Below are 25,617 nucleotides of genomic sequence, written 5' to 3' on the forward strand. Positions count from 1 at the left end.
TGTTAGCGCTTTCAACGGGATATTGATGCAAACGCCAAACGAACGCTATGTCGCCCTCGATCTGGGCTCCAACAGCTTCCATTTACTCCTGGCGGAGTTTCGCGATCAGCGTATGGTGCGCCTGCACACGGATCGAGCCATGGTACGGCTGGCGGAGGGGTTGGATATTCACCACCAACTGGATCCCGCCGTAACCGAGCGCGCCCTCGCCGCACTGCGGCGCTTCCAGCCGGTGATGGATAAGTTGCCGCAAGATCATGTGCGTGTCGTGGGCACCAACACCCTGCGTATGGCAGCGGCCAATGCCGATGGTTTTCTGGAGCAGGTGGAAGCCATTCTCGGCGTGCCGGTAGAAATTATCAGCGGCATCGAAGAGGCCCGTCTGATCTTTAGCGGGGTTCTCGCCGCCGCCAGCGGCCCCCCTCGTCTGCGCTGCATTATTGATATTGGCGGTGGCTCCACCGAGCTGGTGCGCGGCGATAAGACACCGCAGCAGCTGGAAAGCCTGAATATAGGCTGCGTCTCCTACAGTAAGCGCTTCTTTGCCGACGGCCTGATCAGCCGCAACCGGGTGAATCACTTCCAGCGCGCGCGGCGCGCGGCCCAGGCGGAGTTGCAGGCACTGCAACATATCGCCGAGGGGGCCGAGGTCACCGGTTGCTCCGGCACGATCAAAGCGGTTGCCAGGGTCTGCAACAGCGGTGAGATAAAGGCGATCCAGCGCGAGGATATCGACCGGCTCGCCCAGCGAGTCTCCTCCGTCCAACATATTGCCGACCTGGATTTACCCTATCTGGATGAAGAGCGCCGCCCGGTATTTGCCGCCGGCCTGGCGATACTGCACGCGATATTCTGCGAGCTCGATATTCTGCGTATGGAGGTCTCCCCCTATGCGATCCGCGAGGGCATAGTGCACGACCTGGCCGGGCGCTTGCACGGCGGGGACCGCCGCGCGGATACCATTGCCGCCATGGCTGAGCGCTGGCAGGTGGATATCAACCAGGTGCGGCGCATCGGCACCACCTCACTCGATCTCCTGCAACAGCTGCGCCCCCAGTGCCCAGAGGAGAGCAAGGTGCGGCTGCACTGGGCCGCCCAACTGCACGAAACCGGCCTGGCGCTCACGCACAGCGGCTTTCGCAAGCTCGGCGCCTATATGGTCAAACACGCCGATATGGCCGGGTTTGCCAGGGGTGAACAGGAGCACTTAGCCCACCTGATCCACAATCAGCGCGGGCGTATCAAACCCCCACAGGAACACTATGGTTTTCATCCCAGCCCGGACCTGCTCCTGTGCCTGCGCCTGGGATGCATCATCCACCGCGACCGCACCGAGCGCAGCCTGGACGGTGTAAAACTGCGGGACCGGGGAGATAACTATCACCTGGAAGTCGATCGGCAGTGGCTGGCGAAAAACCCGGCTATAGCAGAGCTGCTGGAACAGGAAGAGCAACACTGGCGCGCGCAAAGTCGCCCGCTGCGGCTAACGGCGGTATAAGCGCAGAGCCCCAAACATTTTTAGGCAAATATTTACCCTACCAGCAAAAACTATGAAACTGAGCGAAGTCACCCTCAAACACCACTACGCCGATATGGGCGAAGCCTTTGGCACCCCCATAGCGCCCACCCCTTTTCGCCACCCAAAAGTTATCGATACCAACCCGGCAGTGCTGCAACTACTGGGTATCGATCCCAATGAAAAATCCCACCCCGCCTGGGCCGAGCTGGGCTGTGGCGCCCAGCTGTTTAACGGCAGCCGCCCCTTCGCGATGAAATATACCGGGCACCAGTTCGGCGTCTACAACCCGGACCTGGGAGATGGCCGGGCACTGCTATTGGGGGAGATCGAGAGCGAAGGCCGGCGCTGGGAGCTGCACCTAAAAGGCGCGGGCAAGACCCCCTACTCCCGCTTCGGCGACGGCCGCGCGGTACTGCGCTCTACGGTGCGGGAGTATCTCGCCAGCGAAGCGCTCTACGGCCTCGGTATTCCCAGCACCCGGGCGCTGTGCATTGTCGGCAGCGATGAGCCGGTCACCCGCGAAAAAATTGAAACCGGGGCCATGCTGATTCGCGTGGCCGAGAGCCACGTGCGCTTCGGCCACTTTGAATACCTGTTTTACACCAAGCAGCTGGAAGCGCTACAGGAGCTGGTCGGGGTGATTTGTCAGCGCTTTATACCGGGCACTGAGGGCATGGCGGTGGGGGGCAGGCCGAAGCGCTGCTGCGCTTTACCACCCGACGCAGCGCAGAGCTGGTTGCCGCCTGGCAAGCGGTGGGCTTTGCCCACGGTGTCCTCAATACCGACAATATGTCGATTATCGGCGACACCTTCGACTACGGCCCCTACGCCTTTCTGGATGACTACGACCCCAGCTTTATCTGCAATCACTCCGACCACAGCGGCCGCTACGCCTTCGAGCAACAACCCGGCATCGTGCTGTGGAATCTCAATGCGCTGGCCCACGCGCTCTCCGCCTTTGTCGGTGTGGACGCTCTGCGCGAGTGCCTGGAGCAATTCCAGCCGCTGGTGAGCGAAGCCTATGCCCGGCGGATGCGGGCAAAACTGGGCCTGGAACATGAGGAAGACGGCGATCAGGCCCTCTGCTCGGAATTGCTCAAGCTGCTACAGCAGGGCCAGGCCGACTACACCCTGTTTTTCCGCGCCCTGTCCCACTACCGGGGCGAGCGCCCCGCCAGTGCATTGCACGAGTTGCTCAACCCCGCACAGCACAGCGCCCTGGATCAATGGCTGGAGCACTACGATTGCCGCCTCGCGCGGGAGGGCAACAACGCGCTAGAGCGCAATCTGGCCATGCTGTCTGCCAACCCCAAGTATATTCTGCGCAACTATTTGGCACAGAAGGTCATCGAGGCCGCCGAAAATGGCGACTATCAGCCCCTGCGAACCCTGCGCCAGTTGCTGCAATCCCCTTTCGCCGAACACCCGGAGTATCAAATCTGGGCCAGTGCGCCGCCAGAATCCGGCAAGCGCATTCCCCTGAGCTGCTCCTCTTAAGAGGGCCTCCACACACCTCTGCAAGCCTTCGGGGATCGCCCTTCGAAGCTTGCAGAGGGATTTTCGGAGTTGCTCATAGCCTGAAAAAGGCCCGAAATTGGGACAAATATAGTGAAAAAGTAGGGAAATGTGGCCAAATACTACTTTTTGCATGTTAGATCTTGCCGGATGATGACTACCCCACTGTCCTTGTTGGTGACTTGATGTAATATCGGAGTCACCCTACTTTACATAGGAACACAAGTGATGATTAGAAACCTGCTTCTGGCCACTTTTGGCCTGCTGTTCTCCCTGCAGGCCAGTGCTGCAGATATTCTGGGCAACTGGCGCACTATCGATGACGAGACTGGAGAGACAAAATCGATAGTCAATCTCTATGAAAAGGACGGGAAGTATTACGGCAAGATCGTAGACCTTCTGTTGAAACCCGATGACACCATTTGCGATCAGTGCCCCGGCGATCTGAAAGGCAAGCCCATGGTTGGTTTGGACGTTATCACCGATATGGTGAAAAAAGGAGACAAGTACGAAGGTGGAGAGATTCTCGATCCGCTGAAGGGCAAGGTTTACGACTGTAAAATCTGGCTGGAGGATGACAACACCCTCAAGGTACGTGGCTACCTGGGCTTCCTCTACCGCACCCAGACCTGGCACCGGGCTGAATAAACAGCCGCCCCTCTCGGGCCCGATCTAGCGGGCCCAATCCCCCCGGCTCCCGTCAGAGCACAACCCTACCACTCTCACCACTGGTTGCACGGGCCGACACCACCTTGTCGTCTTCACTGGTATCAATGCGCACCTTGGCACTCATACCGGCGCGCAAAGGTGGGGAATCTTTGAGGGGGTACAGACGCAGGCGCACCGGCACCCACTGCACCACTTTCTCCCATTTGCCGCTGGCATTCTGCGGCGGTGTGGAGGCGAACTCACTGCCACTGGCAGGGCTCATGCTGTCTACCTGGGCCTGCCACTCAAAATCCGGGTAGGCATCCAGGGTGACTTCCGCCTGCTGGCCCGTGCGCACCCGCCCCAGCTCCGTCTCCTTGAGGTTGGCCTCCACCCAGAGGCCGCTGGAGCCAATCATTTGCAGCAGGTTGACGCCCAGAGTGGCCATCTCCCCCACCTTGGGCACGGTATTGGCAATAGTGCCGTCTACCGGAGCAATAATGCGCGTGCGCGATAGCTGATAGCGGGCGGTATCCAACTGTGCCTGGGCCACTTTTAAATCCGCCTGCTCTTCCAGGGCAATGCTGGGGTCCCCCCCCAATTCGGCGCGCAGACTGGAGAGCTTTTCCGCGTTAATCGTGATCTGTGCGCGGGCGCGTTCCAGCTCCTGTCGGGCGCTGTCCAGCTCCGCCTCGGAAAACGCCACCTTGCTCAGTTTTTCATTGCGCTCCAGCTGGCGGCGGTAAAAATCTGCATCTTTGCGCGCCTGCTGTAGTGCGGCGTCCGCCTCGGCGTACTCGGAGCGGCGGGCGAGTAACTCGTTGCGCACCTGGGCCAGGCGCGCCTCCGCCTCAGTCACCGCCAGCTCGAAGGCTGTGCGGTCAATTTGAATCAGTAACTGGCCTTTCTCCACCACCTGGTTGGCGCTCACCAGCACCTGGGTAACCACCCCGCTGACCTCCGGGGCCAGGGAAATTTTGTCCGCTTTCACATAAGCGTTTTCTGTCTCGACAATATCGCCGCCGCGCAGAAGGCTCCAGCCGCCGATCAGGACAGCCAAAACAACCACAAAAGAGAGCGCGAACTCTCGTTGCCCGGCACGGACTCCCGTAATGGACAGCTTCTCAATCACATTCAATCTCTTCACGTGTCAGATTTTTGCGCAGCCGCCATAGCAACGCCTGCAATTGATCCACCTCTGCGGTGGAAAAGCCCGCCAGCGCCTCGCTGCGGATTTGCTCGGCCACTCCCCCCAGCAGGGACAGAGCCGGCATTGCCTGCTCCGTGAGGTAAATACGGAAACAGCGCCGATCACTCGGATCCGGCCGCCGCTCCACCAGCCCCTCCCGCTGGAGGTTATCCAACTGGCGCGCCAAGCTGATTGGCGCCAGATCAAGGCGCTCAGCCAATTCCGCCTGCTTGGGGCCCTCCTCGCGCAGCAGGTGCCAGAGTACCTGCCAGCGGGACCCGCTCAAACCGTGGTCCTTGGCTCTGCGGTCAAAGTTGCGCCGCAGTAATCGCGCTGCGCTGTGCAGCTCAAAACTCATTTCAGTGACGGTATCTTCCCTGGACATACCCACTCTCCCTGTCTAAGGCCGCTCATTATAAGCTTGCTCATAATTTCATCAATGCGCGAGTTATCAATATCCCAAAATCCCATTAAAAAAGGCGGTCACTAGGACCGCCTTTTCGCTTCGCACCCGGGATGGGGCTATTTCTCCAGAACCTCGATCCTATCGACCTTCTGGAAGCCCCGGGGCAGCTTATTGCCACGCCGGCCGCGCTCGCCGCGATAGTGGTCCATCTCCGAGATTTTGATCTTGGTGTGGCGCTTACCGGCGTGAACGACCAATTGGTCTCTACCTTTCAGTACTGCGACACCGATAACCACTTCCTCGCGGGCCGCCGCGCGGGCCGAGGTGATATTGATAATCTTGTTGCCCTTACCTTTGGACAACTCCGGCAATTCTGTTACCGGGAATACCAACATGCGCCCCTCTGAAGTCACCGCAGCCAGTAGGGCCTCGCCCGGATTCTCCAGCAGCTGCGGCGGTAGCACCTGGGCCCCCTTCGGCAGGGTCAGCATGGCCTTGCCGGCCTTGTTGCGCGAGTGCAAATCGGCCAGTTTGGCGATAAAGCCGTAGCCCGCATCGGAGGCCAGCAGAATCCGCTGTTCGTCGGGGCCCATCAACAGCCCCTCGAAGGTGGCGCCGGAGGGCGGGTTGATACGGCCACTTAAGGGCTCGCCCTGCCCCCGCGCCGAGGGCAGGGTGTGGGAGGCAATGGAGTAACTGCGGCCGGTACTGTCGAGCAGTAGCGCCGGCTGGTTGCTCTTGCCCCGCGCGGCAAAGCCGAGACTGTCCCCCGCCTTATAGCTGAGCGCTGCCGCGTCAATCTCATGGCCCTTGGCCGCGCGAATCCAGCCTTTCTCGGACACGACAACGGTGATCGGATCTGAGGACAACAGCTCGGACTCGCTAAACGCCTTGGCCTCTGCGCGGGCCACTATTGGCGAGCGGCGATCGTCGCCGAACTCCTTGGCCGCAGCCAACAGCTCTTTCTTGATCAGGGTCTTGAGGCGGCGCTCACTATTCAGGGTCTTGCTGAGGGTGTCGCGCTCTTTTTCCAGCTCCGCCTGCTCGCCGCGAATCTTCATCTCCTCCAGGCGCGCCAACTGGCGCAACTTGGTATCGAGGATGTAGTCCGCCTGAATATCCGTCAGCTCGAAACTGTCCATCAGCTCCTGCTTGGGCTCATCACTGGTGCGGATGATTTCGATAACTTCATCAATATTGAGGAAGGCAACCAGCAAGCCGGCCAACAGGTGCAGGCGCTTCTCGACTTTATCCAGGCGGAACTGCAAGCGACGGCGGGTGGTAGTGGCGCGGAAAGTCAGCCACTCACGCAGGATCTTATCGAGGGACTTCACCTGGGGGCGGCCATCGATACCGATCATATTCATATTGACGCGGTAGTTGCGCTCGAGATCGGTGGTGGCGAACAGGTGGTTCATCACCGATTCCATCTCCACCCGATTGGACTTCGGCACAATTACCAGGCGCGTGGGGTTTTCGTGGTCCGACTCATCGCGCAGATCGCTCACCATCGGCAGCTTCTTCGCCTGCATCTGCTGGGCAATCTGCTCCAGTATCTTGGCACCGCTTACCTGGTGGGGCAGCGCGGTAATCACAATATCGCCGTCTTCCTTGCTCCACAGGGCGCGCATCTTGATAGAGCCGCGACCGGAGGTGTAAATCTTACGGATATCATCGCGCGGCGTAATAATCTCTGCTTCAGTGGGCATATCCGGACCGAGAATATGCTCACACAGCTCTTCGACTGTGGCCTTGGGGTTTTCCAACAGCGCCACCGTCGCGTTAACCACCTCGCGCAGATTGTGCGGTGGGATATCCGTCGCCATCCCCACGGCGATACCGGTGGTACCGTTCAGCAGGATATTGGGCACCCGCGCCGGCAGTACACAGGGCTCATCCATGGTGCCGTCAAAGTTCGGCTGCCAATCGACGGTGCCCTGCCCCAGTTCCGACAGCAGGACTTCTGAATATTTGCCCATGCGCGACTCGGTGTAACGCATCGCCGCAAAGGACTTGGGATCATCTGGCGAACCCCAGTTGCCCTGGCCGTCGATCAGGGGATAGCGGTAACTAAACGGCTGTGCCATCAGCACCATCGCCTCGTACACGGCGCTATCGCCGTGGGGATGATACTTACCGATCACATCACCGACGGTGCGCGCGGACTTCTTGTACTTGGCCGTATTCTTCAGGCCCAGCTCGCTCATGGCGTACACGATACGCCGCTGTACAGGCTTCAGGCCGTCACCGATATTCGGCAGGGCGCGGTCCAGGATCACATACATGGAGTAATCCAGGTACGCCTTTTCGGTGTACTCCTTTAACGGCAGGCGCTCTGTGGCCTCATAAACAGAGGTGTCGGTCATACAGCACTCGTTATTTTGTTCGGAAGGGGCGGATTATGGCGGACTGGGGCGGGAGGTTCAAAGGGAAGCGGCTAGTGTTAATGGCAATCAGTAGCTATACGCTTCTGATGACTTCAAATATACGCCCTGCCGTTGACGCGAAAGTAAAGCCACAACCCAGACAGCTCCCCATTGCCCCAAAAGAGGTGGTTTTAAATTCCCCATTAACTCAATTAACCTGAAAGATACCGCAACTAAGACTAGAAGCACTACAGCTATTGAGATTCTCTAAGAAAGTCGCTAGGTGGACTCTCTATGGGAGAGAGTCGGTATTTGGCACTTACTCGCCCCCTCTTCCTAAAGCCTCACTCACGCTGACTTAACCAATCCAGTACGGATTCCAGACAAAAAGTGGAACCCTCTAGCGGCTCGGTAGGCGACAGGTTATTGCGGCAACAATATCGTCTACGCGCGGCTGGTTTTTTGCCATAAACACATTCTCCATACTGGTTTTCGTATTTAGCATCACCATATTAAGCTTGGTAGCGCCGATTGGCCCCAGCCTTGGTACCAACCGCAATACTCTATTTTTCTATTGGGAGCTCTTCTGGAAAACACCATGACGGTACGTCCTGGGCTTGGATCGACTGACAGAAAATAGGCAACACTCACAGGCTTAATTCCAACGATCAATCCGATGGCAGCAGCTGGCATTGTATTTCTGCCTGATATAATGACCGGGAAAATACTAACTGCTACAGCGCCTATTGCCGTGAAATATCAGATTTTGATTATGTTTACGATTGCTACGGATACGGGGCTTGGTACTTTTGTGGCAATTACTCTTTATACAAAGTAGCTTTTTGATGATCGAAAGAGATGATGTACAGAAAAGCTCTCTGACAATTAAATATAACTTAAAAGCCCTGAAAGACGTATCTATCGGGGCCTATTTCAACAGATTAAACTTTAAAACTTCTTTTTAATCAGCCTGCAAAATCATCAATGACTTCAAGGTTTTCATCAAACATAAGCGTATAAGAGCACAACATATCCTTATCATGATCTTCATCAAACGCGTAAACATAAACCATCACATAGATATAAAAATCTGAAACCTGATCAAAGTAGAACAAATCTTCGATTTCAAAATTTTTTGAATACCTGCAGCTGGCCGTTCTTTTCCAGACCATTAACTGATGCACTTCAGAGTTGAATGCAGGAAATACCAAAAAATCGATCACAGGAACTAAATGTAGGTGTAAAGCACGTATGAAAACAGTTGTTTTTTATATTCCTAAAATCATTTAACTTTACAGTCAAAGACCTTCTATAATGGCGCCCCATTCAAATAACTTAGTAACGCCTCTGGCTTACAGAGTGGTTCACAATGGGGGCTAGACCTTTCAAAAATCGCACCGTATAAGCCAGAGAGAAGGCCGAAGTTACAGCAGTTGCAAAAGGCTAGGCCACTCTCGACGAGCCGCGCCTAACGTCTGCAGCCTTCAAATTTTGTAGAATTATTCAGAGGTCCCTTAGTCTGTGTAGAACACCCCATGCCAACCCTCCGAGTCAAAAATCTTTCCATAGGCGCCTTAACCAAGGCGAGCTTTTCCCTACAGCCCGGCCAGATTGTGGCTATATCCGGTCCATCGGGCTCCGGTAAAAGTCGCTTGCTTAGAGCCATAACAGACTTGGAGCCCCACTCGGGTAATATATTCCTGGATGATAAGCCTCAAAGTGCCTATCCAGCACACAAGTGGAGAAGCCAGGTAATGTTGGTTCCTGCGCAGAGTGCCTGGTGGGGAGATATTGTCGGCGAGCACCTTCTCGAACCTATGCCCGCTGCCCTTCAGGCTATCGGCTTACCCAGGGATGCCGCAAATTGGCAAGTCAATCGGCTTTCCGCTGGAGAGCAGCAGCGGCTAGCGCTTATTCGCGCAGTATCCTACAGCCCCCGTGTGCTGCTTCTGGACGAGCCAACAGCCAACCTGGATGCCAGCTCCACTCAGCTGGTAGAACAGTGGTTAATTGGACTGACAAAAAAACAGCAGCTTCCCATACTCTGGGTCGCACACAACCTGGAACAGATCCGACGGGTTGCCCAGCGACACCTAGCCATCGTTGACGACCACTTGGAAGAACAGGAAATCCATCGATGAGCGTGATCGACCTCTCTTGGTGGCAACTATCATTAGCCGCAGGTTTGGTGCTGGCCCTGGCCGCCTGTGCGCATATCGCACGCCTACAAACAAGTAGGCCGCTGGTTATTGCCGCTTTGCGCACAGCCATTCAACTAACACTGGTGGGGCTCGTTTTAGACACCCTGTTCACACTGGGCACTCTGCTCTGGATTGGACTGCTGGCTCTGGCAATGCTGCTATTTGCCGGGCAGCAAGTGGTTGCCCGGCAAGAGTATCGCCTGCGCGGGGGGCGGAGCTTTGCTGTGGCCACCCTGGCAATGCTGGTATCCGCTTTCAGCGTCACTATTTTAAGCCTGGCGGTGCTGATTGGTCCCAGCCCCTGGTACCAGCCACAATACTCGATTCCGCTGTTAGGCATGTTACTGGGAAATACGATGACTGGTGTCGCCCTGAGTTTGGACCGCCTGACGGAGAGTATGCGGCGTTCAAGGGATATCATCGAGAACCGCCTGATGCTGGGGCATACCTGGCAGCAAGCCAGTCTGGAATTTCGACGGGAAGCAATGCGCGCGGGGCTGATGCCGACAGTCAATTCTATGGCTGCCGCCGGTATCGTATTTTTACCGGGAATGATGACAGGACAGATTATTTCCGGCACCTCGCCCACAATCGCAGTGAAATATCAGATCCTGATTCTATTTACGATTGCATCGAGCACCGGCTTCGGCGCTTTTCTCGCCGTCACAATGGCTGCGAGGCAACTATTTGATAAACGGGAGCGCTTGCGTACCGATCAACTGATCAAAAATACCTAGGGAGCTTAATCGGAGAAGAGAGAGCGCCGGATCGAAGCGTACCAGCGCTCGGTTGGGGCTTAGCGACCCAAAAATAAGATGGCCGCAGCCATAACTAAACCGGCCAGCAGGGCCCATACGCCCCGCAACATCAGCGAGCGGGCATACTCGGCTTCCTTGTGACGCAGGGCATAGGGAATACCGGTAATCGGGCCGAGGACGATAGTTACAATCCCCCAAACCCAACGCTTATTACCCAGAGCGGTCAGCGCTGCCATCAGCCCCCCAAACCAGCACAAGGTTACGCCAATTACAATTACGATCAGTGCCAGGATGGACCACCACTGGTTGGCCAGGAAAATTTCTACAATTTGGGTTTCAGTCATGGGGTTTCGCCAGTCCGTATTACCTTCCGATTACATCTTGATGTTCTCGGCACCCTAAAAGGTTAGGTGCTCCAGAACGAGATATCCGGGCACCCGCACAAAGCTGTACAAAAAACCGCCACAGGGAGTGAAACCCGCAAAGTCGGCCCAGTTGGTACCCTTCTAAGCTGCGCCACCCCTAAAGGAAGCGGCGCTACAGCTCAGGGGCACTATAGTAACCCTAAAGCGCCCCCAGGCGCATAAATAGCTCTGACCGAAAGATAGTGAGCACTCACAATCACGAGAATTCAGTCACTATCTCCAGCCCAGTAATCTTCTGGGTTTCATTGGCGAATTCGTAGTAATCCGGTTTTTCATCGATAAAGATTTGGTGGGTCATGGTGGTCTCTGCCGGAAGGTCAAAGATCCCTGCGGGTACCGAGTACTGGGAGGTTTCCTTTAAGCGGTAAAAAAGATGGGAGCCACACTTTGAGCAGAAACCCCGCTCGGCCCAAATGGATGAATCAAATACACTGACATGCTCTTCCCCGCTAATCTCAACGCTGGTCTGACAGTCAACGGCCAACAGGGGACCGCCCCCCCATTTCTTGCACATACCACAGTGACAAACCCCTAGATTTGAGGCGGGCAAAGATGCGCTAATTGTCACTGAACCACACAGGCAACTTCCATGCACTTGAGTCATTTTTCTACCTAGATATTTCTTACTTCAGGAGATCACGATAAAAACCAGAGTCGGAATCTACCATATAAAATCAGACAAAAATTGATCCAAAACAGCACCTTACACTGCACTGTGAATTAGCGCACAACCAACAAAAAAATATTACAAAAAAACAGCAAGCACCTTTAATTTAAGCAGACCTATATTTTAAAGATAAATTAATGCTCACTTACCCGACAGGCAAATAAAAATCAAAACAGACGGAGAAACACTCTAATAAACCAATCGCTAATAAAATTATTTAAAATAGCAGTTAAATTCTAATTTGAGAACTCGACTCTTGGGCGACCAAACTCCCTTCCCAGGTAGTCCGGCGCACAGGGAATCAGTTCGGAGGCCTTGATTCCCGCATCTATTAAATACCGTTCTACCGCTCGACTGCGCGCTTTAGCCAGGCTTTCCAACTCTTCGCGCAATCCAAGGGGCGGATTGCGATAAAAATCTCCCCGCCCCCAGTGTATACCCGCAGTGGAATAGGGATAGAGGGCTTGCCAATCTCTGGCATTGGCAATACCACATATGCCCGGCCGCGTATCGGGATTTTTGCTTAACACCACCACCATGCGCTGCAGTTGTGCCAGCGCTAGGCCAGTTAACTTGGCACTACCGGGTTCAAAGTCAATAGCGGGGAACGAGGTTGCCCGGAAGCGCCCCCAGGCATAGCGCGCTAATAAATACACCCCATAGGGGGTAAAGTAACTCATCAGGGCATCTATGATCGATTTCTGTAACAGCTCACTAAAGACAAAGCTAAAAGAGAACTTGGGATCGCGAATATTGCCACTCACCGGCATAGCAAACTTGATATTTCCCTGGCCATCTTTAAGCAGCCACAACGCCAGATTTAGGGGAATCAGTGTCGACTTTACCGGCAGTGGGTCGCCTTTGCGCACACGGCGCACTTTTAGTTTTTCCAGACGTATATCAGAAAAGCCTTTGAGCTGATTCTCAAATACCTGAATATTAACTACAGCATCCCCCTGCCCTTGAAGGATTTTATAACCCAGCAGTTTTGCCATATAGGGAGCCGCAGGGATCAGGTTTACGCTGGTAAGATACCCAGTAAGCTCGGCATTCCACTTTTTATCCCCCAGATAATCCACGGTCCCGCCAATCTGGACCTCACCAAAGCCACCGGGCCTGCCATTGACAACAATTACCGCAGGGGGGTGTTTAGCCAGATTGCTTAAATCGCTGAGATTAAAATTGATATCTCTGATCGGCAGCCGGGCGCGGAATTCCTCTCGATGATCCACCCAAGTGAAAGTACCGTGTTTTAAGTAGAGATCACCGAGATGATAAAGCAGTGCTGGCGCGCCCTCTTCCTTAAGAGTTATTGTATCTATGCCGGTAAACCCTCTCAGCTCATGGATTTTCCTGAGCATAGGGAGGTTTCCCGACAAATCCCGCAAAAGGATAACGCGGGGGCGCAGAAAATCGATAAAGCCAATATTGAGTGTTTTCTTGGGGCGGTGGTAGCGCAAGTCTTCAAGCCGAAGGGACTCAAAGTCCAACATCCAGCGATGGCGGTCAAATTCCAGGCTGTCGGGATGGCGCTCAAAAAAGTGAAAGTGAGTGGCCTCACCCGCAGCGAGGCGCCACTCGGTATCCGTGAAGAGCAGCCGCGATAAGCTGATACTCTCCCCCTGTACCAGCTCTTCTCCGCTGGGGGAGAGCAAAGTTATGTCATTTAGCTGCAGCGTAGCGAGTTCGGCGCCCCGGCCGCGATGGAAATTACCCTCCAGTAACAACCTTGAGAAACGAAAGCAGTGATCTCCCTGATCCAGGTAGCCACTGGGAAAACAGCCTCCGATCTCTTTAAACTCTAACTCCTTGAAATCAACGGCCTCGCGACTGATCCTTAGGTGCCCCGCCCCCACAGCGGAAACAGAGAGTAGTTTAAGCGGCAAATCCTGCGGAAAATTCTGTTCGTGTAGTTGTATATTGCTGACTTTGATTCCCGAAAGGATAAGCTGGCGCCCAGCGGCGCCGTGAATAGCTTGCGCCCCGCCAATACTGAATTCTCCCAATTCATAGCAGGGGGCAATCTTGTCATCTTTTAATATCCCCCTGGGCATACACCCCCGGGCCCCAGTAGCTTGCGCCAGGGATTCTCCCCGCAGGGAGATATTATCGATTTCAAACTTTGGTATTTTTAGCGGGCCCAATTTTTTTCTGGGTATGGACACGCCCGCCAACGCCACAGAGCTCTGTACCGACCAGGGACTCGACAGTTTAATTTTCTGTAATCCCGGCATGGATAGTTTATCCACGCCAAAACAGTGATAAGAGTCACCGGCCCTGATTCGCTTTAACTTGGCTACAGTTACCGCAAGCTCTGTATCCCGGGTGCACACCCGAATATTTTGTAAAGTTAAATCCGCGAGTGAAAATGCGGCGCCACGATTCCAAGTAAAACGGCTCCAGCCCAGACTCTGTACCCCAGCCTGTAAATAGTTGCCGGCTTTTTGCCAAAAAGCGATGGGTTCACTCTTTAGTGGCCCCAGACTCACGCGGGGCACATCGGCGACTAGCCCCAGTTTTACCCAGGAGTCAGAAAAACTGATAAGTGGTGTTTCGATACAGTCGGCGAGACTTATCTCAGCGCTATTTTCTGAAGAAAAAGACTTTAATCCACAAAATAAGATATTGTTAATATTCAGCCCATATAAATCGAGGGTATTTGCTGAAAAAGACATACGCTCGGTAAAAACTCGCCCCAGCTGCAATATGGGTGCAGCTTCGCCCCCACCTTTAAACTCAACCGCTTCGATGGACCAACCACTCTGCCCCAAAGAATGCAGATTTCGCCCAAATACACAGGCCGGCATCGATTGATGCCCCCCCGCCTGCTGGGGAAGACACAACGTTAAGGTGCCGGCTGCAATATCCTGCAATGCAATTTTTGAGCGAGTAGGCTTATCTCGAAACCACTGCAACTCAAGTTTTGCGATCGATACACCCCCAATATCCAAGAGATCCTGTGCAGACACGCCCTGTAGCCGCACAGATTTAATCGCGGAGTTATCCAGATTGGCAAATAGGTAGCGCGGACTGAGATAGGTGTAGAAATAATCCCCCAGCGATAAACTCTCTAGGTTTACACAGTGAATTTTCAGCGAACTCACTTCGCGACCAGTGGGCCCACAACTGTTCACTCGCTCGGCAGTGGCCCCCGGCAGGGCGATATAGGATTCGAACTCCCCTGTTCCTCTATGTCTGATCCTGACCAGGGGGAGCTCTATTCCAGAGAGATTAATCAGCGACTTATTGTCCCTAGTCTTCGCCTCAGCGCGGGCAACAGAAAAGGCTTTTGCGGAAAAATCTATCCCCTGCTGCCAGGAGAGCAGCAGGGGCTTTTTCTGCTGTAGCGATTGGAGTTCAAAGCAAACCACTCGAGCTTTATCATTTTGGCTGGTGCGATAAAATAACCTTGTCCAGCCTTCAGTGAGGCACCCGCCAAGTTGCCTCAGGGCAAGACTGTTTATTTTCAGATTGGGATTCTCAATACTTGCCAGGGCTAAGTCGCTGGAATTTTTTTCCGCAGTACTATCCCGCCGCTGCAACCTTCCTTTTTCACGAGTACCGCTATCGCGGTTAATCCCGCCGGGCATTCCCGGCAGTGGGGCGCTGACCAGCCAGGGGTTATCGGCCACCCTTTTCTTATAAAAACTGTTGCCGCTCTCGAACCGCTGTAATAGTAAGCCACCTCCTGCATCCACAGAGTCATTGAGAAGCAATCGATGCAGCGCCAATTCTCCCAAGATGGCATAACCGTCTTCACCGCCCTGCCAGGCAAACTGCCCGCGCCCGGCGAAGCGGTTTAAGTGTGCGCATAGCGGCTGCCAGTCCGGTGGCAGAAAATCCCGGGGGACACAGCCGGACAGAGACTGTATAAAAAAATCCTGCGCCGACAGAGGGCCGCTGTTGCCAATGGTATCTAGGGAGCGCCAGCGCAACGCCTGCAACTCGGCCCTGGGCTGCCCCCTGGCGCCGATAGAAAATTGAGCCAGTTGTAGAGGGCCGCTGGACAGCCCCCAAGCAATATCCCGCGCGCTAGACCCAAAGCGAAAAGCAAAACTCTCTGTGCTTTTGAGTCCGCGCATAGCAATACAGTGGTCGGGCTTGTGCCATAGCCCTCCCGGCACACACCCACTGGCGGTCTCAATTCCCAAGTGCGTAAAAGAGAGGATTCGCGTTGTCGCAGAAAATTGGAGGGGGCCAAATACCCCATTATTGGCCCTGATGGGGTGGTGGGTCGGTTGCGCCATATCCAGCAGGTAGCCCCGATTAATGGCGCTGGAACCGCTCTGAATATTTAAATGCTGACTCCAATCGAAAACCGTGCGTTCCGGCAGATCCAGGTTGGCGGCCCGCAGGCACAGATGGGAGTTGGCATTGCGCAGGTGTCGTGGGCACCAGTCGAATGCCCGGGCAAAGCCCCGCTGCCACTGCAAACGTTTTTTCGGGCGTTCGAAATTAAAGTTATGGATACGAATAACTCCAGCCCGCCAGTCCTGCCAGCGCCGCTCACTGCGCCTCAATACGACATTTTCCCCATTGAGCTGGCGCCACTGAACCCGGGCTTTGCGCCCAAAACCAAAATGTATATCGCCTTCCGCCGCAAGACGTCGGGCCGAGGCGCAGTGGCCCACCAGGCGCTGTAATCCTTTAACAACCTCGGCCCAGCGTTGCGGCGGGCAGCCGGAGAAGTATTCCGCAGCGACACTGTGTAGCGTCGTAGCAAGACCCGGCCAGGCAAAGTGGACCTGATTTCCATGTAGGCGTCCGAGCACCGTGCTGTAATCGGAGTGACCTCTCTCCCAGGTCAGTAGATCGCTGGCCTCTAATTCGGCTGCTGCAATATCGACATGTAGCGGGGTATCGCCTGTGCGCCGCAGCGCCAGCTTAAAGCTGTCTGCGTAGAGCTTGCCAATGGATACACAGGTCGCTTCAGCCCAAATTGGCCGGTGCCGATAGCAGAGTTCACTATCGCGCACTTGAGCCCGACTAATGGTCAAATGGAAGTTGCGATCCCGCCGCTGCCCCTCGCCGAGATTCCAGCCCCCCAACTCCCACAGCCGAGATCGCTCACCGGGGGAGGATTGCAGATCCATATAGGCGCCAGTTACCGCAACCTTGGGCAGCTGGACTCGCCCCCGCAATAATTGCCACCAGCTGTAATCGAGCACCAGCTCGCGGGCAGAAAATCCCCGCCCCTGCCGATTTTCGGCTTTGACATTAACCCCTATAACACTTAAATCCAGCAGCGATACACGCAGGTGGCCCACACTGAATTCCAGACCGCGCTGCTCCATCCAGTCGCCGGCTGTTTCTCGCAGCCTGTCCGCCGCCCACCAGTGCAGCGCTTCAATCAGTACTAACCCGGCCAGCAGCCAGCGGATTAAACGGCGGAAAAGGGTACTCTGCGAAGTGGACTCTGGGGGCATTGGGATTAAGCGCCGGGCAATAAATTTTACACAGACGGCAACGACAATTAGGGAGTCTCTGCAAGCCCCGTAGAGCGGGCCCTCAAGGCCGGCAGAGGTATTGCGAAATGACCAGAGGCTCCCCGGGCCCATACAGTAAAGACCAGCACCTAGAGATTTTTTGGCCCTGACGCGGCTATCCCCGATAATAGCCCCCAGCGTCGCCCATTCAGTCGCGCTAAAATGCGAACTGTCTACTATTTAACCAGGAGTGTATTTGCGCGGCGTGGGAGCTTGGGAAGCCAGTATCGTTTACCGCCTCTCATTTTTTCTTTGACCCAGCCAGTGAGTAGACATGCAGGAGCACCCAAACTATCAGGACATCCTCTTGGTCGGCGGCGGCCACAGCCACGCTATTGTGCTGCAAATGTGGGCTATGAACCCCCTGCCTGGCGCGCGCCTGACTCTGGTCTCCCCCCAAGTGCAAACCGCCTACTCCGGCATGCTGCCCGGAATGATCGCGGGCCACTATTCACTGGAAGAAACTCATATAGATCTGGCCAGGCTCTGCCGGGCCGCCGGTGCGCGCTTTATCCAAGCTTGCGCGCACGAAATTGATAGTGAGAATCGCCGCGTGTCCCTGCTGGGCAGGCCGCCAGTGGAGTACGACCTGCTCTCTTTAGACGTCGGCGCCACCCCCGCCCGCGAGCTACCCGGCTCAGAACTGGCGGTCCCGGTCAAACCCATTGGGCACTTCTACCGCTTCTGGCAAAAACTACAAAAGCAAATCGGCGAGAGCGACTCCACCTTCCGCCTGGGCATTGTCGGCGGCGGCGCCGGCGGCTGTGAGCTGGCGATGGCAATGGCCCATACCCTGCAAGATGCTCTAAATCGAGAGCGGGTAGAGATTCATCTAATTCACGGCAGCGCAGCGATTCCCCAGGGCTATCCGGCACTGGCCCGCAAGCGGGTTACAAGGGAAATACGCAAGCTGGGGGTCCAGTTACACCCCAACTGGAGCGTCAGTGAGATTACCGAGCAGGGCGTCGTCAGTGCCAGTGGCGACTGCCTGCCCCTGGATCAGGCCATCCTAACCACCAATGCCTGTGCGCCGCCCTGGCTGGCAAACTCCGGCCTTTCACTGGACGAGCAGGGATTTGTACGGGTCGATCAGACGCTGTGCGCCCTGGGGCGGGAAGATGTTTTTGCCGCCGGCGATGTAGCCAGTTTCACCCCGGAACCCCTGGCCAAAGCCGGGGTTTACGCCGTTCGCCAGGGGCCGATTCTCTTTCACAATTTGCGCGCCGTCCTGACCGGGCGCCGTTTAAAGCGATACCGAGCGCAGAAAAACTTTCTCAGCCTGCTCTCCTGCGGTGGCCAGCGGGCAGTCGCCGTTCGCAATGGCTTCGCCGTCGCCGGCGACCTGATGTGGCGATGGAAAGATTATATCGACCGCTCATTTATGCAGCGCTTTAGCGAACTGCCGATGAATATGATCGGCGAGACCAGGATCAAACCCGGCGAGGTCGTCAATCAGCGTGCCGGCAGTTCTCTATCCCCGATGCGCTGCAATGGCTGCGGTGCCAAAGTTGGCGCCGATACCCTGCGCCGCACCCTGGCAACACTACCGCTACAGCATTCCGACTATCTGCTGCGAGGCGTCGGCGATGATGCCGCCGTTATGGAACTCCCCGCCGACCATCTATTAGTACAGAGCTCCGACCAATTGCGCGCGCCCGTGGCTGATCCGTGGATTTTTGGCCGACTCGCGGCCCTGCACGCCCTATCGGACCTATTTGCCATGAACGCCCGCCCCATCAGCGCGCAGATTCTCGCTACCCTCCCCACCGCAGCCGAGGAAATTACCCGCCGCGACCTACAGCAATTACTCGCCGGCGCCATTCACGAACTCAATCGCCACCACTGTGTTCTATCCGGCGGGCACACGGCTGAGGGCTCCGAGATGCTGATGGGCTTAACCGTGAACGGGCTGGCCGAACGAGAGCAGCTTCTGGAAAAAACCGGCGCTCACGGGGGGGACTGCCTGATTCTCAGCAAGCCCCTCGGCGTGGGCACTATCCTGGCGGCAGAGGCGGCGGGGGAGGCCAAAGGCCTGTGGTTGCAGCAGGCTCTGGAAACCATGCTGCACAGCAATGCCGACGCCGCAGAAATATTTGCCCGGCATCAGGCCCGTGCCCTGACGGATGTCACCGGTTTTGGTTTACTCGGCCACCTGCTGGAAATGCTCGGCCCCGATGGACTCGGTGCAACCCTTATTGCCGAAGCCCTACCTTTAATTGCCGGCGCCGCCACCTGTGTCGAGCGGGGGTGGCTATCCAGCCTGCAACCACAAAATGCCAGTGCCTACGCCTTTGTGGAAAATCCCCTGGAGTGGCAGCCGTTACCCCAGTGGTCACTGCTGACCGACCCACAGACCTGCGGCGGGCTCCTGGCGGCAGTGCCCGTCGATCAGGCCGAGGCCTGTGTGGGCGCACTGCTACAGCGCGGTTACACCCAGGCCGCAATTATCGGTGTGGTCACCGGCGCACCGGACTCAGGGGTAAGCGTACACTTGCGCAAGTCTGCGGACTGGCGCGCGCTGCTATCACAGGGCAGTGAGGCACTGCAAAGCCAAGCTTAAGGCTCGGCCAAAGCGGAACGGCCGTCGATTTTAGACTCTGGACAATTTCGCGCCAAAAAAGGTTTTTCAGCGACATTATCAACTTGCCTCCGCTCTCCCCGCGCGACATACTGGCACTAGAAAAAACATCGGTAACCGTTTATCGATACCAAAAAAGGTCTTCACAGATTGGGGAGTCGGCTTTTAGCAATCGACAGGAAGACCCCTATGCAAAAGATCGTTATTGTTGGCGGTGGTGCCAGTGGCCTGCATTTGGCCACGCGGCTCGGTCAGTATTTTTCTTTTACTCCCCACCTCAAACGCCGCCGCCAATCCCCTATCGCACAAGTTACCCTAATCGATAAAAATCGCACCCACCTGTGGAAGCCCCTGCTGCACCAAGTGGCCTCCGGCGCACTGGACGCCAATATGGATGCGCTGAATTACCAAGTACACGCCCGTCGCCACGGCTACGAATTTCAGCTGGGAAGCCTGGTCTCCCTGGACCGCAAACGACAGGTCATTGAACTGGGCCCGCTCAATGACGAGGACGGCCGCGAGCTGGTCCCGGCGCGGCAGCTGGAATACGATTATTTGGTACTGTGCCTCGGTGGGCACAGCAATGATTTTCATATTCCCGGTGTCAGAGAAAACTGCATCTTCCTGGATAGCAGCGATGAGGCACAAAAGTTTCACCAAAACCTTCTCAATCATTTTCTGCGCCTGGAGACCCGCGTCGACGATAAATTGCAGGTGGCGATCGTTGGCGGGGGAGCAACGGGAGTCGAACTCTCCGCAGAATTAGTCGACGCCGTAAAGCGGGTGGGCGACTATGGGCGCATCCGCCCCAATGCCATGGAAATCACCCTGATCGAGGGCGGTGAGCACTTACTGCCGGCACTACCCAAACGTATTGGCAACAATGCCCAGCGCGAACTGGCCAAAATGGGAGTGAATATTCTCACCCACTACCAGATTGCCGCCGCCACAGAGAGCGGACTGACCACTGCCTGCGGCAAACAGCTGCCGGCGGCTATCCGGGTGTGGGCCGCCGGTGTCAAGGCGCCGGAATTTCTCACCCAGCTAGATGGTCTCAGCACCAATCGACTCAACCAAATCGAAGTGGAAACTACCCTGCAAACCCAAACCGATGCCAAAATTTTTGCCATGGGGGACTGCGCCAGCTGTATCGACAGCCATCACCAGCAAGTGCCGCCCCGCGCCCAGGCCGCACAACAGATGGCAGACCTCGCAGGCAATAATCTGATCGCCCTGCTGGAGGGCAAACCTTTGCAGCATTTTTATTATCGCGACCGGGGCTCCCTGGTATCTCTCAGCCAGTACACCGCCGTTGGAAACCTGATGGGGGCTCTGGTCAAAGGCAGCCTCGCTGTAGAGGGGCGCCTTGCCGGCCTCGCCTACCGCTCCCTCTACCGCATGCACCTGGCGGCAATCCACGGCTGGCCGCGAGCAATGCTGCTCTACCTGATTGGGCAGGCAAATCGTGTTGTAAAACCAAAACTCAAAATGCACTGAAGCAACAGGTGTACAAAGCGGCAGGGATAGCCAAAAAATTAGCCATTCAAGCGGAGAGACCTGTGCCTCTTAAGTACAGCGAGTAAGCTCCCTGCGATCGGATTGCGATAAAAACTGCACACGGAGGTGCAAAACGATAATATCGAGGAAAACTACTGGCAGACGGCGACAAGCCCTGTGCCGCTGGTAAGTTTCGCTCTAGCCCAGGCATACCATGAAAAAAACCTATCAAAAAATTGTCGTGCTAACCGGTGCAGGTATTTCCGCCGAATCCGGCATAGGCACATTTCGCGGTGCCGATGGTCTTTGGGAGAATTATCGCCTGGAAGATGTCGCCACCCCTGAAGCCTTTGCCCGCGATCCGGTCCTGGTGCAGCGGTTTTACAATGAGCGCCGCCAGCAGCTGCTCTCTACAGAGGTCGCCCCGAATCCGGCCCACCTGGCCCTGGCTGAGCTGGAGCGCAAGTTTCACGGGGACTTTCTGCTGGTCACGCAAAATATTGACAACCTGCATGAGCGCGCAGGTAGTGAACGGCTTATTCATATGCACGGCGAGCTGCTCAAAGCCCGCTGCTGCCTGAGTGGCGAGCTATTTTCGCTGAACTCAGATCTCACCGTCACAGACACCTGTAACTGCTGCCAACAGCCGGGGACTCTTCGCCCCCATGTGGTCTGGTTCGGTGAAATGCCCCTGGAGATGGAGACTATCTATGGGGCACTATCCGAATGCGATCTGTTTATAAGCATCGGCACCTCAGGCAACGTCTACCCGGCAGCGGGATTTGTCGAATGTGCCAACTTGGCCGGGGCCCATACCGTAGAACTCAACCTGGAGCGCAGCAATGTCGGCGATGCCTTCCTGGAACACCGCCACGGGCCGGCCTCCCTGGTCGTCGATCGCTTTGTCAGCGAAATAATCAATTGATAGCTGCGGCAGTATTGTCTATCGACGACAGCTTGAACGGGCCATAGCGCTGGAGCAAAGTGGTGACTCCCGCTTTATCCCGCACGAGGATATAGAGCCGGTCAAATTCGTAGGCCTCCTCGATAGGGCGGCCTTTTTCCCCACCGAGTAACCCCACCAGCTTTGGAGTGCTGTTGCTGTGCCCCACCACTAAAATTCGCTTGCCCGCCTGCTGTAAATCATCGGCAAATGCTTTTAAATCTCTTGGGTCATAAATTTTGACTTTCAATCCAAGCGCTTTCGCCAGGGGCTCTACGGTTTCCCGGGTGCGGTTGTAGTCTGTGCTATAGATAGTGTCGATGCCCACCTCTCCAAGGATATAGGCAAGTTGGCGCGCACGCCGCTGCCCCATATCGGTTAAATGGGGGTCTGTACCGGCCTCGGGGCCTTTTTCCTTTTCCCCGTGGCGTATCAGGTAGATAACCTGTGACTCAGCCGGGTCGGCAAAAGCCCAACCGGGAAACCCAGATAGAACAAAAAACAAACAAACAGTAAACGATTTAAGTCTTGTAATCACGGCATAAGCTCCCGGGGAATTAACGATTAAACTTATGCAGAATACGGCGGGGTAAGTAAAGAGCAGAGGCGGCAAAAATACTAAATAATGCGATAAAATAAAACCAAATGGTTTTTAAAAAATATTTGATGCCGGATATCCGGCATCAAATCAGTGGTTATCTAGAATTAGATTTTCCACTCTTTTACGGTATCCAAACCGTATTCATCAATCCACTGGCTCAGGGCCTTGGGATTGCGCTTTTTCTTCTCAACGGTCGCGCCGGTATACGGGTTGCGGTAGTGACCGGTTTCCAATTTCGGCTCTGCGGCCTTAGCGGCGGGTGCTGCACGGCGGCCGCGACGGGGGCTGTCACCCTCTTTCTTCAGATGGCGGGCAACACGGGCCTTCAGAGTTTGCACGTAGTCTGCCGGATCTTCATCACCGAGTTGCGCAACCAGCCACTCAACGATTTGCTGACCACGGGCAACGAAGAACTCCTCTTCATCCATGTGATACTCAGCGGCAAGGTTTAGCAGTGCTTTATCATAGGCAATTACGCCATCTTTCTTGCGTTCAGCCTGAGCCATTTGCTCTTGCAACTCTTCGATTCTCGCCTGATGTTCGGCGATTTGTTGTTCAAGTTGTTCGTATTCCTGAAACATTCAATAAACCTCAACGACGGTTATTAAAAAACACAGAGATATACCTGTGACGCGGGACGACACAGATTGTTATTCCGGATATACCGTATAAAAAATCAACAAATGCTATCGCTGGCCAGGGGCGAGCAATTTAGTGACGTTTAGTCCGGCATATTATGAACTGACCGATATCCATCAGTAAGTGCCACCACACCGGTAAGTTCTGGTGTTAGGCATATTCGGTAAATACACTATTAAAAACTAGCCGATTTCAACTCGCTTCGGCAAACACTCCGAATCGCTGATTATATTTTTCGGCTGAGGTCGCGAATAATAATCTTTCGCCGGCAAATATCAACCATTTATGCCCCTACCTTTGAATATAATAGGAATCATTCAAGAGAAGGACTAAAAATTGTAACAAAGGCGGCCATATCTGCAATCTTAAAAGGATATCCAGCGGGAGCGCAATTAGCTATATTGTAGCTGTAGTCGTCAATTGCAAATTAGACACAATGCTACGGTAATCAAGCATATTGCCAAATACAATTGGATACCCAGATCAAATCATGTCCACTTCCAATAATATCCACCATATCCCAACTTTGGCCGCTTTAATGACGCCATTTCCCTACCATATTGATATCAATGCCACGGTAGAGGACGCTCTGGCGATGATGGAGGAGCACAAGGTGCGCCATCTGCCGGTAACCCGTGGCGGCGATTTGGAGACGGTCATTTCCCGTGGGGATATCGAGAGGGCCCACGCACCCGGGCACCGCCTGGAAGAGCAGCAGCTTTACGTACATGACTTATGTGCCAGACGTCCCTTTATCGCAGATATTCACGACCCTCTAGATAAAATTCTCTTGGCCATGGCCGACACCAATATCGGCTCGGTACTGGTTATGCGGGAGGGTGAGCTGGTTGGGATTGTCACTGTGACGGATGTTCTGCGCTTTTGCAGCCGCTTTATGGCGGAGCTTGCCCAGCCAGTAGACGATTCTGTTGCCTGAGCGCACCGCGCCTACAGGAGACATATGGGGGCACCTGCGGCCAGTAGACGGCTCAGCTGCCAAGCCCGCTCCAACCACCTCCAAACGCCCCGCCCTGGCAGCGCGAGCAGTGTTCGGTAGGCGCCAGTTGCAGCAATGATCAAAAGCAAGATGCGCTTAAAAAACGTACAGGACGAGATGTCCGGCAAAGCTATTCCCTCTAGGGAGCCGCTGAATAATGCCATGCGACCTCTGGTGTGCAGGGCAGTTCACAATCGCGGTGCGGCTTCGCCGGAATATCTAGGCCGATCAAGAAGTCACAATGCGGTGTGTGAATCCCACTAAAAACTCCGCAGAGCGGGCCCTGAAGCCACAGCCGCTGGGTCGCTCGCCGCTATGGAGAAAACTACTATGGAGCCGGCCCTACAGCTATAAAATTTCGCTGCGGCACAAAGTAACGATCACAGATAGTAAAGCAAAAGCTGGCGGGACTAACTCGCTATAAGCGCAGTTGCTGCCGAGAAGGCATAAGATTCGGAGGTTGCTTAAATTTTTGACGGTCCTCATCCCTGAGGAGCCCAACGTATTAACGCAGTACCATTATTAGGTCTTGCGCTGCCCTAGGAAAAAGTAACAGAGCGCTCTTCCATCGGGAAAAACTCATTCCCTACTTTAATGCACACTTTATTTGTACTACAGGAAAACCAGCCTAAATAGCCGGTAACTTGAATACTCTTATGGGTACCCGCCATTTGTTGGCGTAGGCGTTGGGCCCAGGGTCTCAATTTTTTCCCATCGTAGCCCGAGCCACAGGCACAAACATGTAGATCAACAAAATTCGCCGGTAGCCCCTCTTTGTTAAGGGTAGTAGCCAGTTCCTCTGGGGTATAAGTTTTCCACTCTCCCCCCTCCCAGGTGACGGCACCTCTATTGACCACTCTTTTCTGCTTGTTGTTACCCACCGAGCGCTCTGCGCCAATCACTTTGCCATCGGCGCCGCCCGTGCCATGGGTAACGATATAGAGCGTATCTGCTGCCGTTAATTTACTCAGACATTGATCCACCCAGCGATACATCGCCTTGCCGCGCCCAGAGGTGACTTTATTCGCCAGTATCTGATTTACAGGTATTTTCCAAGCCGTTGCAAGATCCTTCGCGAACTCCTGCATCTCTTCACTATTTACCGGGATATAGATATATTTTTTTGCCATTTTTCTTACCTACTTCTTCACTTCAGATACTGTGAAAATGAGGATGATTAAA

21 protein-coding genes and 1 pseudogene are annotated in these 25,617 nt (G+C 55.0%); 12 read left to right on the forward strand and 10 right to left on the reverse strand.

Features of this window, described 5'->3' with window-relative positions; translation table 11 throughout:
• Positions 1–25 precede the first annotated feature (25 nt).
• The 4 genes and pseudogenes from ACJJIK_RS12565 (at position 26) to ACJJIK_RS12580 (ending at position 3,682) form a co-directional block, all read left to right on the forward strand.
• Complete coding sequence (locus ACJJIK_RS12565) at positions 26–1,498, forward strand: Ppx/GppA phosphatase family protein (RefSeq protein ID WP_444942933.1); 1,473 nt, start codon at positions 26–28, stop codon at positions 1,496–1,498.
• A gap of 94 nt (positions 1,499–1,592) precedes the next feature.
• Positions 1,593–2,120 (forward strand): annotated as a pseudogene (locus ACJJIK_RS12570) (protein adenylyltransferase SelO family protein); the annotation flags it as partial.
• 152 nt (positions 2,121–2,272) lie between these two features.
• The gene (locus ACJJIK_RS12575) at positions 2,273–3,016 is read left to right on the forward strand and encodes a protein adenylyltransferase SelO family protein (RefSeq protein WP_444942934.1); all 744 of its coding nucleotides are present in this window, start codon (positions 2,273–2,275) and stop codon (positions 3,014–3,016) included.
• 246 nt (positions 3,017–3,262) lie between these two features.
• The gene (locus tag ACJJIK_RS12580; protein WP_444942935.1) at positions 3,263–3,682 is read left to right on the forward strand and encodes a DUF2147 domain-containing protein; all 420 of its coding nucleotides are present in this window, start codon (positions 3,263–3,265) and stop codon (positions 3,680–3,682) included.
• A gap of 52 nt (positions 3,683–3,734) precedes the next feature.
• On the opposite strand, the gene ACJJIK_RS12585 is transcribed toward ACJJIK_RS12580, so the two are convergent.
• The 3 genes from ACJJIK_RS12585 to parC all read right to left on the reverse strand — a co-directional run bounded on the left by ACJJIK_RS12585 (position 3,735) and on the right by parC (position 7,643).
• Positions 3,735–4,814, reverse strand: a complete 1,080-nt coding sequence (locus tag ACJJIK_RS12585; RefSeq protein ID WP_444928646.1) for an HlyD family secretion protein — start codon at positions 4,812–4,814, stop codon at positions 3,735–3,737.
• Complete coding sequence (locus ACJJIK_RS12590) at positions 4,807–5,256, reverse strand: MarR family winged helix-turn-helix transcriptional regulator (protein WP_444928647.1); 450 nt, start codon at positions 5,254–5,256, stop codon at positions 4,807–4,809. Before ACJJIK_RS12590 ends, ACJJIK_RS12585 begins: the two co-directional genes overlap by 8 nt.
• A 137-nt stretch (positions 5,257–5,393) precedes the next feature.
• A complete protein-coding gene (parC, locus tag ACJJIK_RS12595; protein ID WP_444928648.1) occupies positions 5,394–7,643 on the reverse strand; it encodes a DNA topoisomerase IV subunit A in 2,250 nt (749 codons plus the stop codon).
• Between the two features lie 676 nt (positions 7,644–8,319).
• On the opposite strand from parC, the gene ACJJIK_RS12600 reads away from it, so the two are divergent.
• Positions 8,320–8,481 (forward strand): ABC transporter permease, encoded by a 162-nt coding sequence (locus tag ACJJIK_RS12600; RefSeq protein WP_444942936.1) that lies wholly within the window; start codon positions 8,320–8,322, stop codon positions 8,479–8,481.
• Positions 8,482–8,608: 127 nt separating this feature from the next.
• On the opposite strand, the gene ACJJIK_RS12605 is transcribed toward ACJJIK_RS12600, so the two are convergent.
• A complete protein-coding gene (locus ACJJIK_RS12605) occupies positions 8,609–8,815 on the reverse strand; it encodes a hypothetical protein (protein ID WP_444942937.1) in 207 nt (68 codons plus the stop codon).
• A 363-nt stretch (positions 8,816–9,178) separates the two neighbouring features.
• Between ACJJIK_RS12605 and ACJJIK_RS12610 the strand changes: the two genes are divergently transcribed.
• Together ACJJIK_RS12610 and ACJJIK_RS12615 are read left to right on the forward strand one after the other, a co-directional pair.
• A complete protein-coding gene (locus tag ACJJIK_RS12610; protein ID WP_444942938.1) occupies positions 9,179–9,784 on the forward strand; it encodes an ABC transporter ATP-binding protein in 606 nt (201 codons plus the stop codon).
• On the forward strand, positions 9,781–10,581 hold the full coding sequence (locus ACJJIK_RS12615) for an ABC transporter permease (RefSeq protein WP_444942939.1): 801 nt from the start codon (positions 9,781–9,783) through the stop codon (positions 10,579–10,581). Before ACJJIK_RS12610 ends, ACJJIK_RS12615 begins: the two co-directional genes overlap by 4 nt.
• 59 nt (positions 10,582–10,640) lie before the next feature.
• On the opposite strand, the gene ACJJIK_RS12620 is transcribed toward ACJJIK_RS12615, so the two are convergent.
• From ACJJIK_RS12620 to ACJJIK_RS12630, 3 genes are all read right to left on the reverse strand, one after another.
• Positions 10,641–10,946 carry a hypothetical protein gene (locus ACJJIK_RS12620; protein ID WP_444928653.1) on the reverse strand — a complete coding sequence of 102 codons (306 nt, stop codon included), beginning with the start codon at positions 10,944–10,946 and terminating at the stop codon, positions 10,641–10,643.
• Between the two features lie 277 nt (positions 10,947–11,223).
• Complete coding sequence (locus tag ACJJIK_RS12625) at positions 11,224–11,631, reverse strand: GFA family protein (RefSeq protein WP_444928654.1); 408 nt, start codon at positions 11,629–11,631, stop codon at positions 11,224–11,226.
• Between the two features lie 299 nt (positions 11,632–11,930).
• Positions 11,931–17,252: a DUF748 domain-containing protein gene (locus ACJJIK_RS12630; protein ID WP_444942940.1), complete on the reverse strand. Its 5,322-nt coding sequence runs from the start codon at positions 17,250–17,252 to the stop codon at positions 11,931–11,933.
• Positions 17,253–17,454: 202 nt separating this feature from the next.
• Here ACJJIK_RS12630 and selD point away from each other — a divergent pair, with 202 nt between their 5' ends.
• From selD to cobB, 3 genes are all read left to right on the forward strand, one after another.
• Positions 17,455–19,740 carry a selenide, water dikinase SelD gene (gene selD, locus ACJJIK_RS12635; protein ID WP_444942941.1) on the forward strand — a complete coding sequence of 762 codons (2,286 nt, stop codon included), beginning with the start codon at positions 17,455–17,457 and terminating at the stop codon, positions 19,738–19,740.
• Positions 19,741–19,947: 207 nt separating this feature from the next.
• Entirely contained in the window at positions 19,948–21,255 is a 1,308-nt protein-coding gene (locus tag ACJJIK_RS12640; RefSeq protein ID WP_444942942.1) for an NAD(P)/FAD-dependent oxidoreductase, read from the forward strand.
• Positions 21,256–21,469: 214 nt separating this feature from the next.
• The gene (cobB, locus tag ACJJIK_RS12645; RefSeq protein ID WP_444942943.1) at positions 21,470–22,180 is read left to right on the forward strand and encodes a Sir2 family NAD+-dependent deacetylase; all 711 of its coding nucleotides are present in this window, start codon (positions 21,470–21,472) and stop codon (positions 22,178–22,180) included.
• Here cobB and ACJJIK_RS12650 read toward each other — a convergent pair.
• Positions 22,173–22,736 (reverse strand): SixA phosphatase family protein, encoded by a 564-nt coding sequence (locus ACJJIK_RS12650; RefSeq protein ID WP_444942944.1) that lies wholly within the window; start codon positions 22,734–22,736, stop codon positions 22,173–22,175. The two genes, cobB and ACJJIK_RS12650, sit on opposite strands and share 8 nt — an antisense overlap.
• 167 nt (positions 22,737–22,903) lie before the next feature.
• The gene (locus ACJJIK_RS12655) at positions 22,904–23,380 is read right to left on the reverse strand and encodes a DNA binding protein (RefSeq protein WP_444928660.1); all 477 of its coding nucleotides are present in this window, start codon (positions 23,378–23,380) and stop codon (positions 22,904–22,906) included.
• A 548-nt stretch (positions 23,381–23,928) separates the two neighbouring features.
• Between ACJJIK_RS12655 and ACJJIK_RS12660 the strand changes: the two genes are divergently transcribed.
• Positions 23,929–24,375: a CBS domain-containing protein gene (locus tag ACJJIK_RS12660; RefSeq protein ID WP_444928661.1), complete on the forward strand. Its 447-nt coding sequence runs from the start codon at positions 23,929–23,931 to the stop codon at positions 24,373–24,375.
• Positions 24,376–24,510: 135 nt separating this feature from the next.
• A complete protein-coding gene (locus ACJJIK_RS12665; RefSeq protein ID WP_444942945.1) occupies positions 24,511–24,699 on the forward strand; it encodes a hypothetical protein in 189 nt (62 codons plus the stop codon).
• Between the two features lie 275 nt (positions 24,700–24,974).
• Here the strand turns inward: ACJJIK_RS12665 and ACJJIK_RS12670 are convergent, their stop codons facing one another.
• Positions 24,975–25,565 (reverse strand): hypothetical protein, encoded by a 591-nt coding sequence (locus tag ACJJIK_RS12670; protein WP_444928662.1) that lies wholly within the window; start codon positions 25,563–25,565, stop codon positions 24,975–24,977.
• Positions 25,566–25,617 lie beyond the last annotated feature (52 nt).

The sequence above is a fragment of the Microbulbifer regidiadema (SeqCode) genome (assembly GCF_052466995.1).

What these genes read in the sequence shown, in the direction of transcription:
- ACJJIK_RS12565 (WP_444942933.1), top strand. Translation starts at nt 26, where the DNA reads ATGCAAACGCCAAACGAACGCTATGTCGCCCTCGATCTGGGCTCCAAC.
- ACJJIK_RS12580 (WP_444942935.1), top strand. Translation starts at nt 3,263, where the DNA reads ATGATTAGAAACCTGCTTCTGGCCACTTTTGGCCTGCTGTTCTCCCTG.
- ACJJIK_RS12590 (WP_444928647.1), bottom strand. Translation starts at nt 5,256, where the DNA reads ATGTCCAGGGAAGATACCGTCACTGAAATGAGTTTTGAGCTGCACAGC.
- parC (WP_444928648.1), bottom strand. Translation starts at nt 7,643, where the DNA reads ATGACCGACACCTCTGTTTATGAGGCCACAGAGCGCCTGCCGTTAAAG.
- ACJJIK_RS12600 (WP_444942936.1), top strand. Translation starts at nt 8,320, where the DNA reads ATGGCAGCAGCTGGCATTGTATTTCTGCCTGATATAATGACCGGGAAA.
- ACJJIK_RS12605 (WP_444942937.1), bottom strand. Translation starts at nt 8,815, where the DNA reads ATGGTCTGGAAAAGAACGGCCAGCTGCAGGTATTCAAAAAATTTTGAA.
- ACJJIK_RS12610 (WP_444942938.1), top strand. Translation starts at nt 9,179, where the DNA reads ATGCCAACCCTCCGAGTCAAAAATCTTTCCATAGGCGCCTTAACCAAG.
- ACJJIK_RS12615 (WP_444942939.1), top strand. Translation starts at nt 9,781, where the DNA reads ATGAGCGTGATCGACCTCTCTTGGTGGCAACTATCATTAGCCGCAGGT.
- ACJJIK_RS12620 (WP_444928653.1), bottom strand. Translation starts at nt 10,946, where the DNA reads ATGACTGAAACCCAAATTGTAGAAATTTTCCTGGCCAACCAGTGGTGG.
- ACJJIK_RS12625 (WP_444928654.1), bottom strand. Translation starts at nt 11,631, where the DNA reads ATGACTCAAGTGCATGGAAGTTGCCTGTGTGGTTCAGTGACAATTAGC.
- ACJJIK_RS12630 (WP_444942940.1), bottom strand. Translation starts at nt 17,252, where the DNA reads ATGGGCCCGGGGAGCCTCTGGTCATTTCGCAATACCTCTGCCGGCCTT.
- selD (WP_444942941.1), top strand. Translation starts at nt 17,455, where the DNA reads ATGCAGGAGCACCCAAACTATCAGGACATCCTCTTGGTCGGCGGCGGC.
- ACJJIK_RS12640 (WP_444942942.1), top strand. Translation starts at nt 19,948, where the DNA reads ATGCAAAAGATCGTTATTGTTGGCGGTGGTGCCAGTGGCCTGCATTTG.
- cobB (WP_444942943.1), top strand. Translation starts at nt 21,470, where the DNA reads ATGAAAAAAACCTATCAAAAAATTGTCGTGCTAACCGGTGCAGGTATT.
- ACJJIK_RS12655 (WP_444928660.1), bottom strand. Translation starts at nt 23,380, where the DNA reads ATGTTTCAGGAATACGAACAACTTGAACAACAAATCGCCGAACATCAG.
- ACJJIK_RS12660 (WP_444928661.1), top strand. Translation starts at nt 23,929, where the DNA reads ATGTCCACTTCCAATAATATCCACCATATCCCAACTTTGGCCGCTTTA.
- ACJJIK_RS12665 (WP_444942945.1), top strand. Translation starts at nt 24,511, where the DNA reads ATGATCAAAAGCAAGATGCGCTTAAAAAACGTACAGGACGAGATGTCC.
- ACJJIK_RS12670 (WP_444928662.1), bottom strand. Translation starts at nt 25,565, where the DNA reads ATGGCAAAAAAATATATCTATATCCCGGTAAATAGTGAAGAGATGCAG.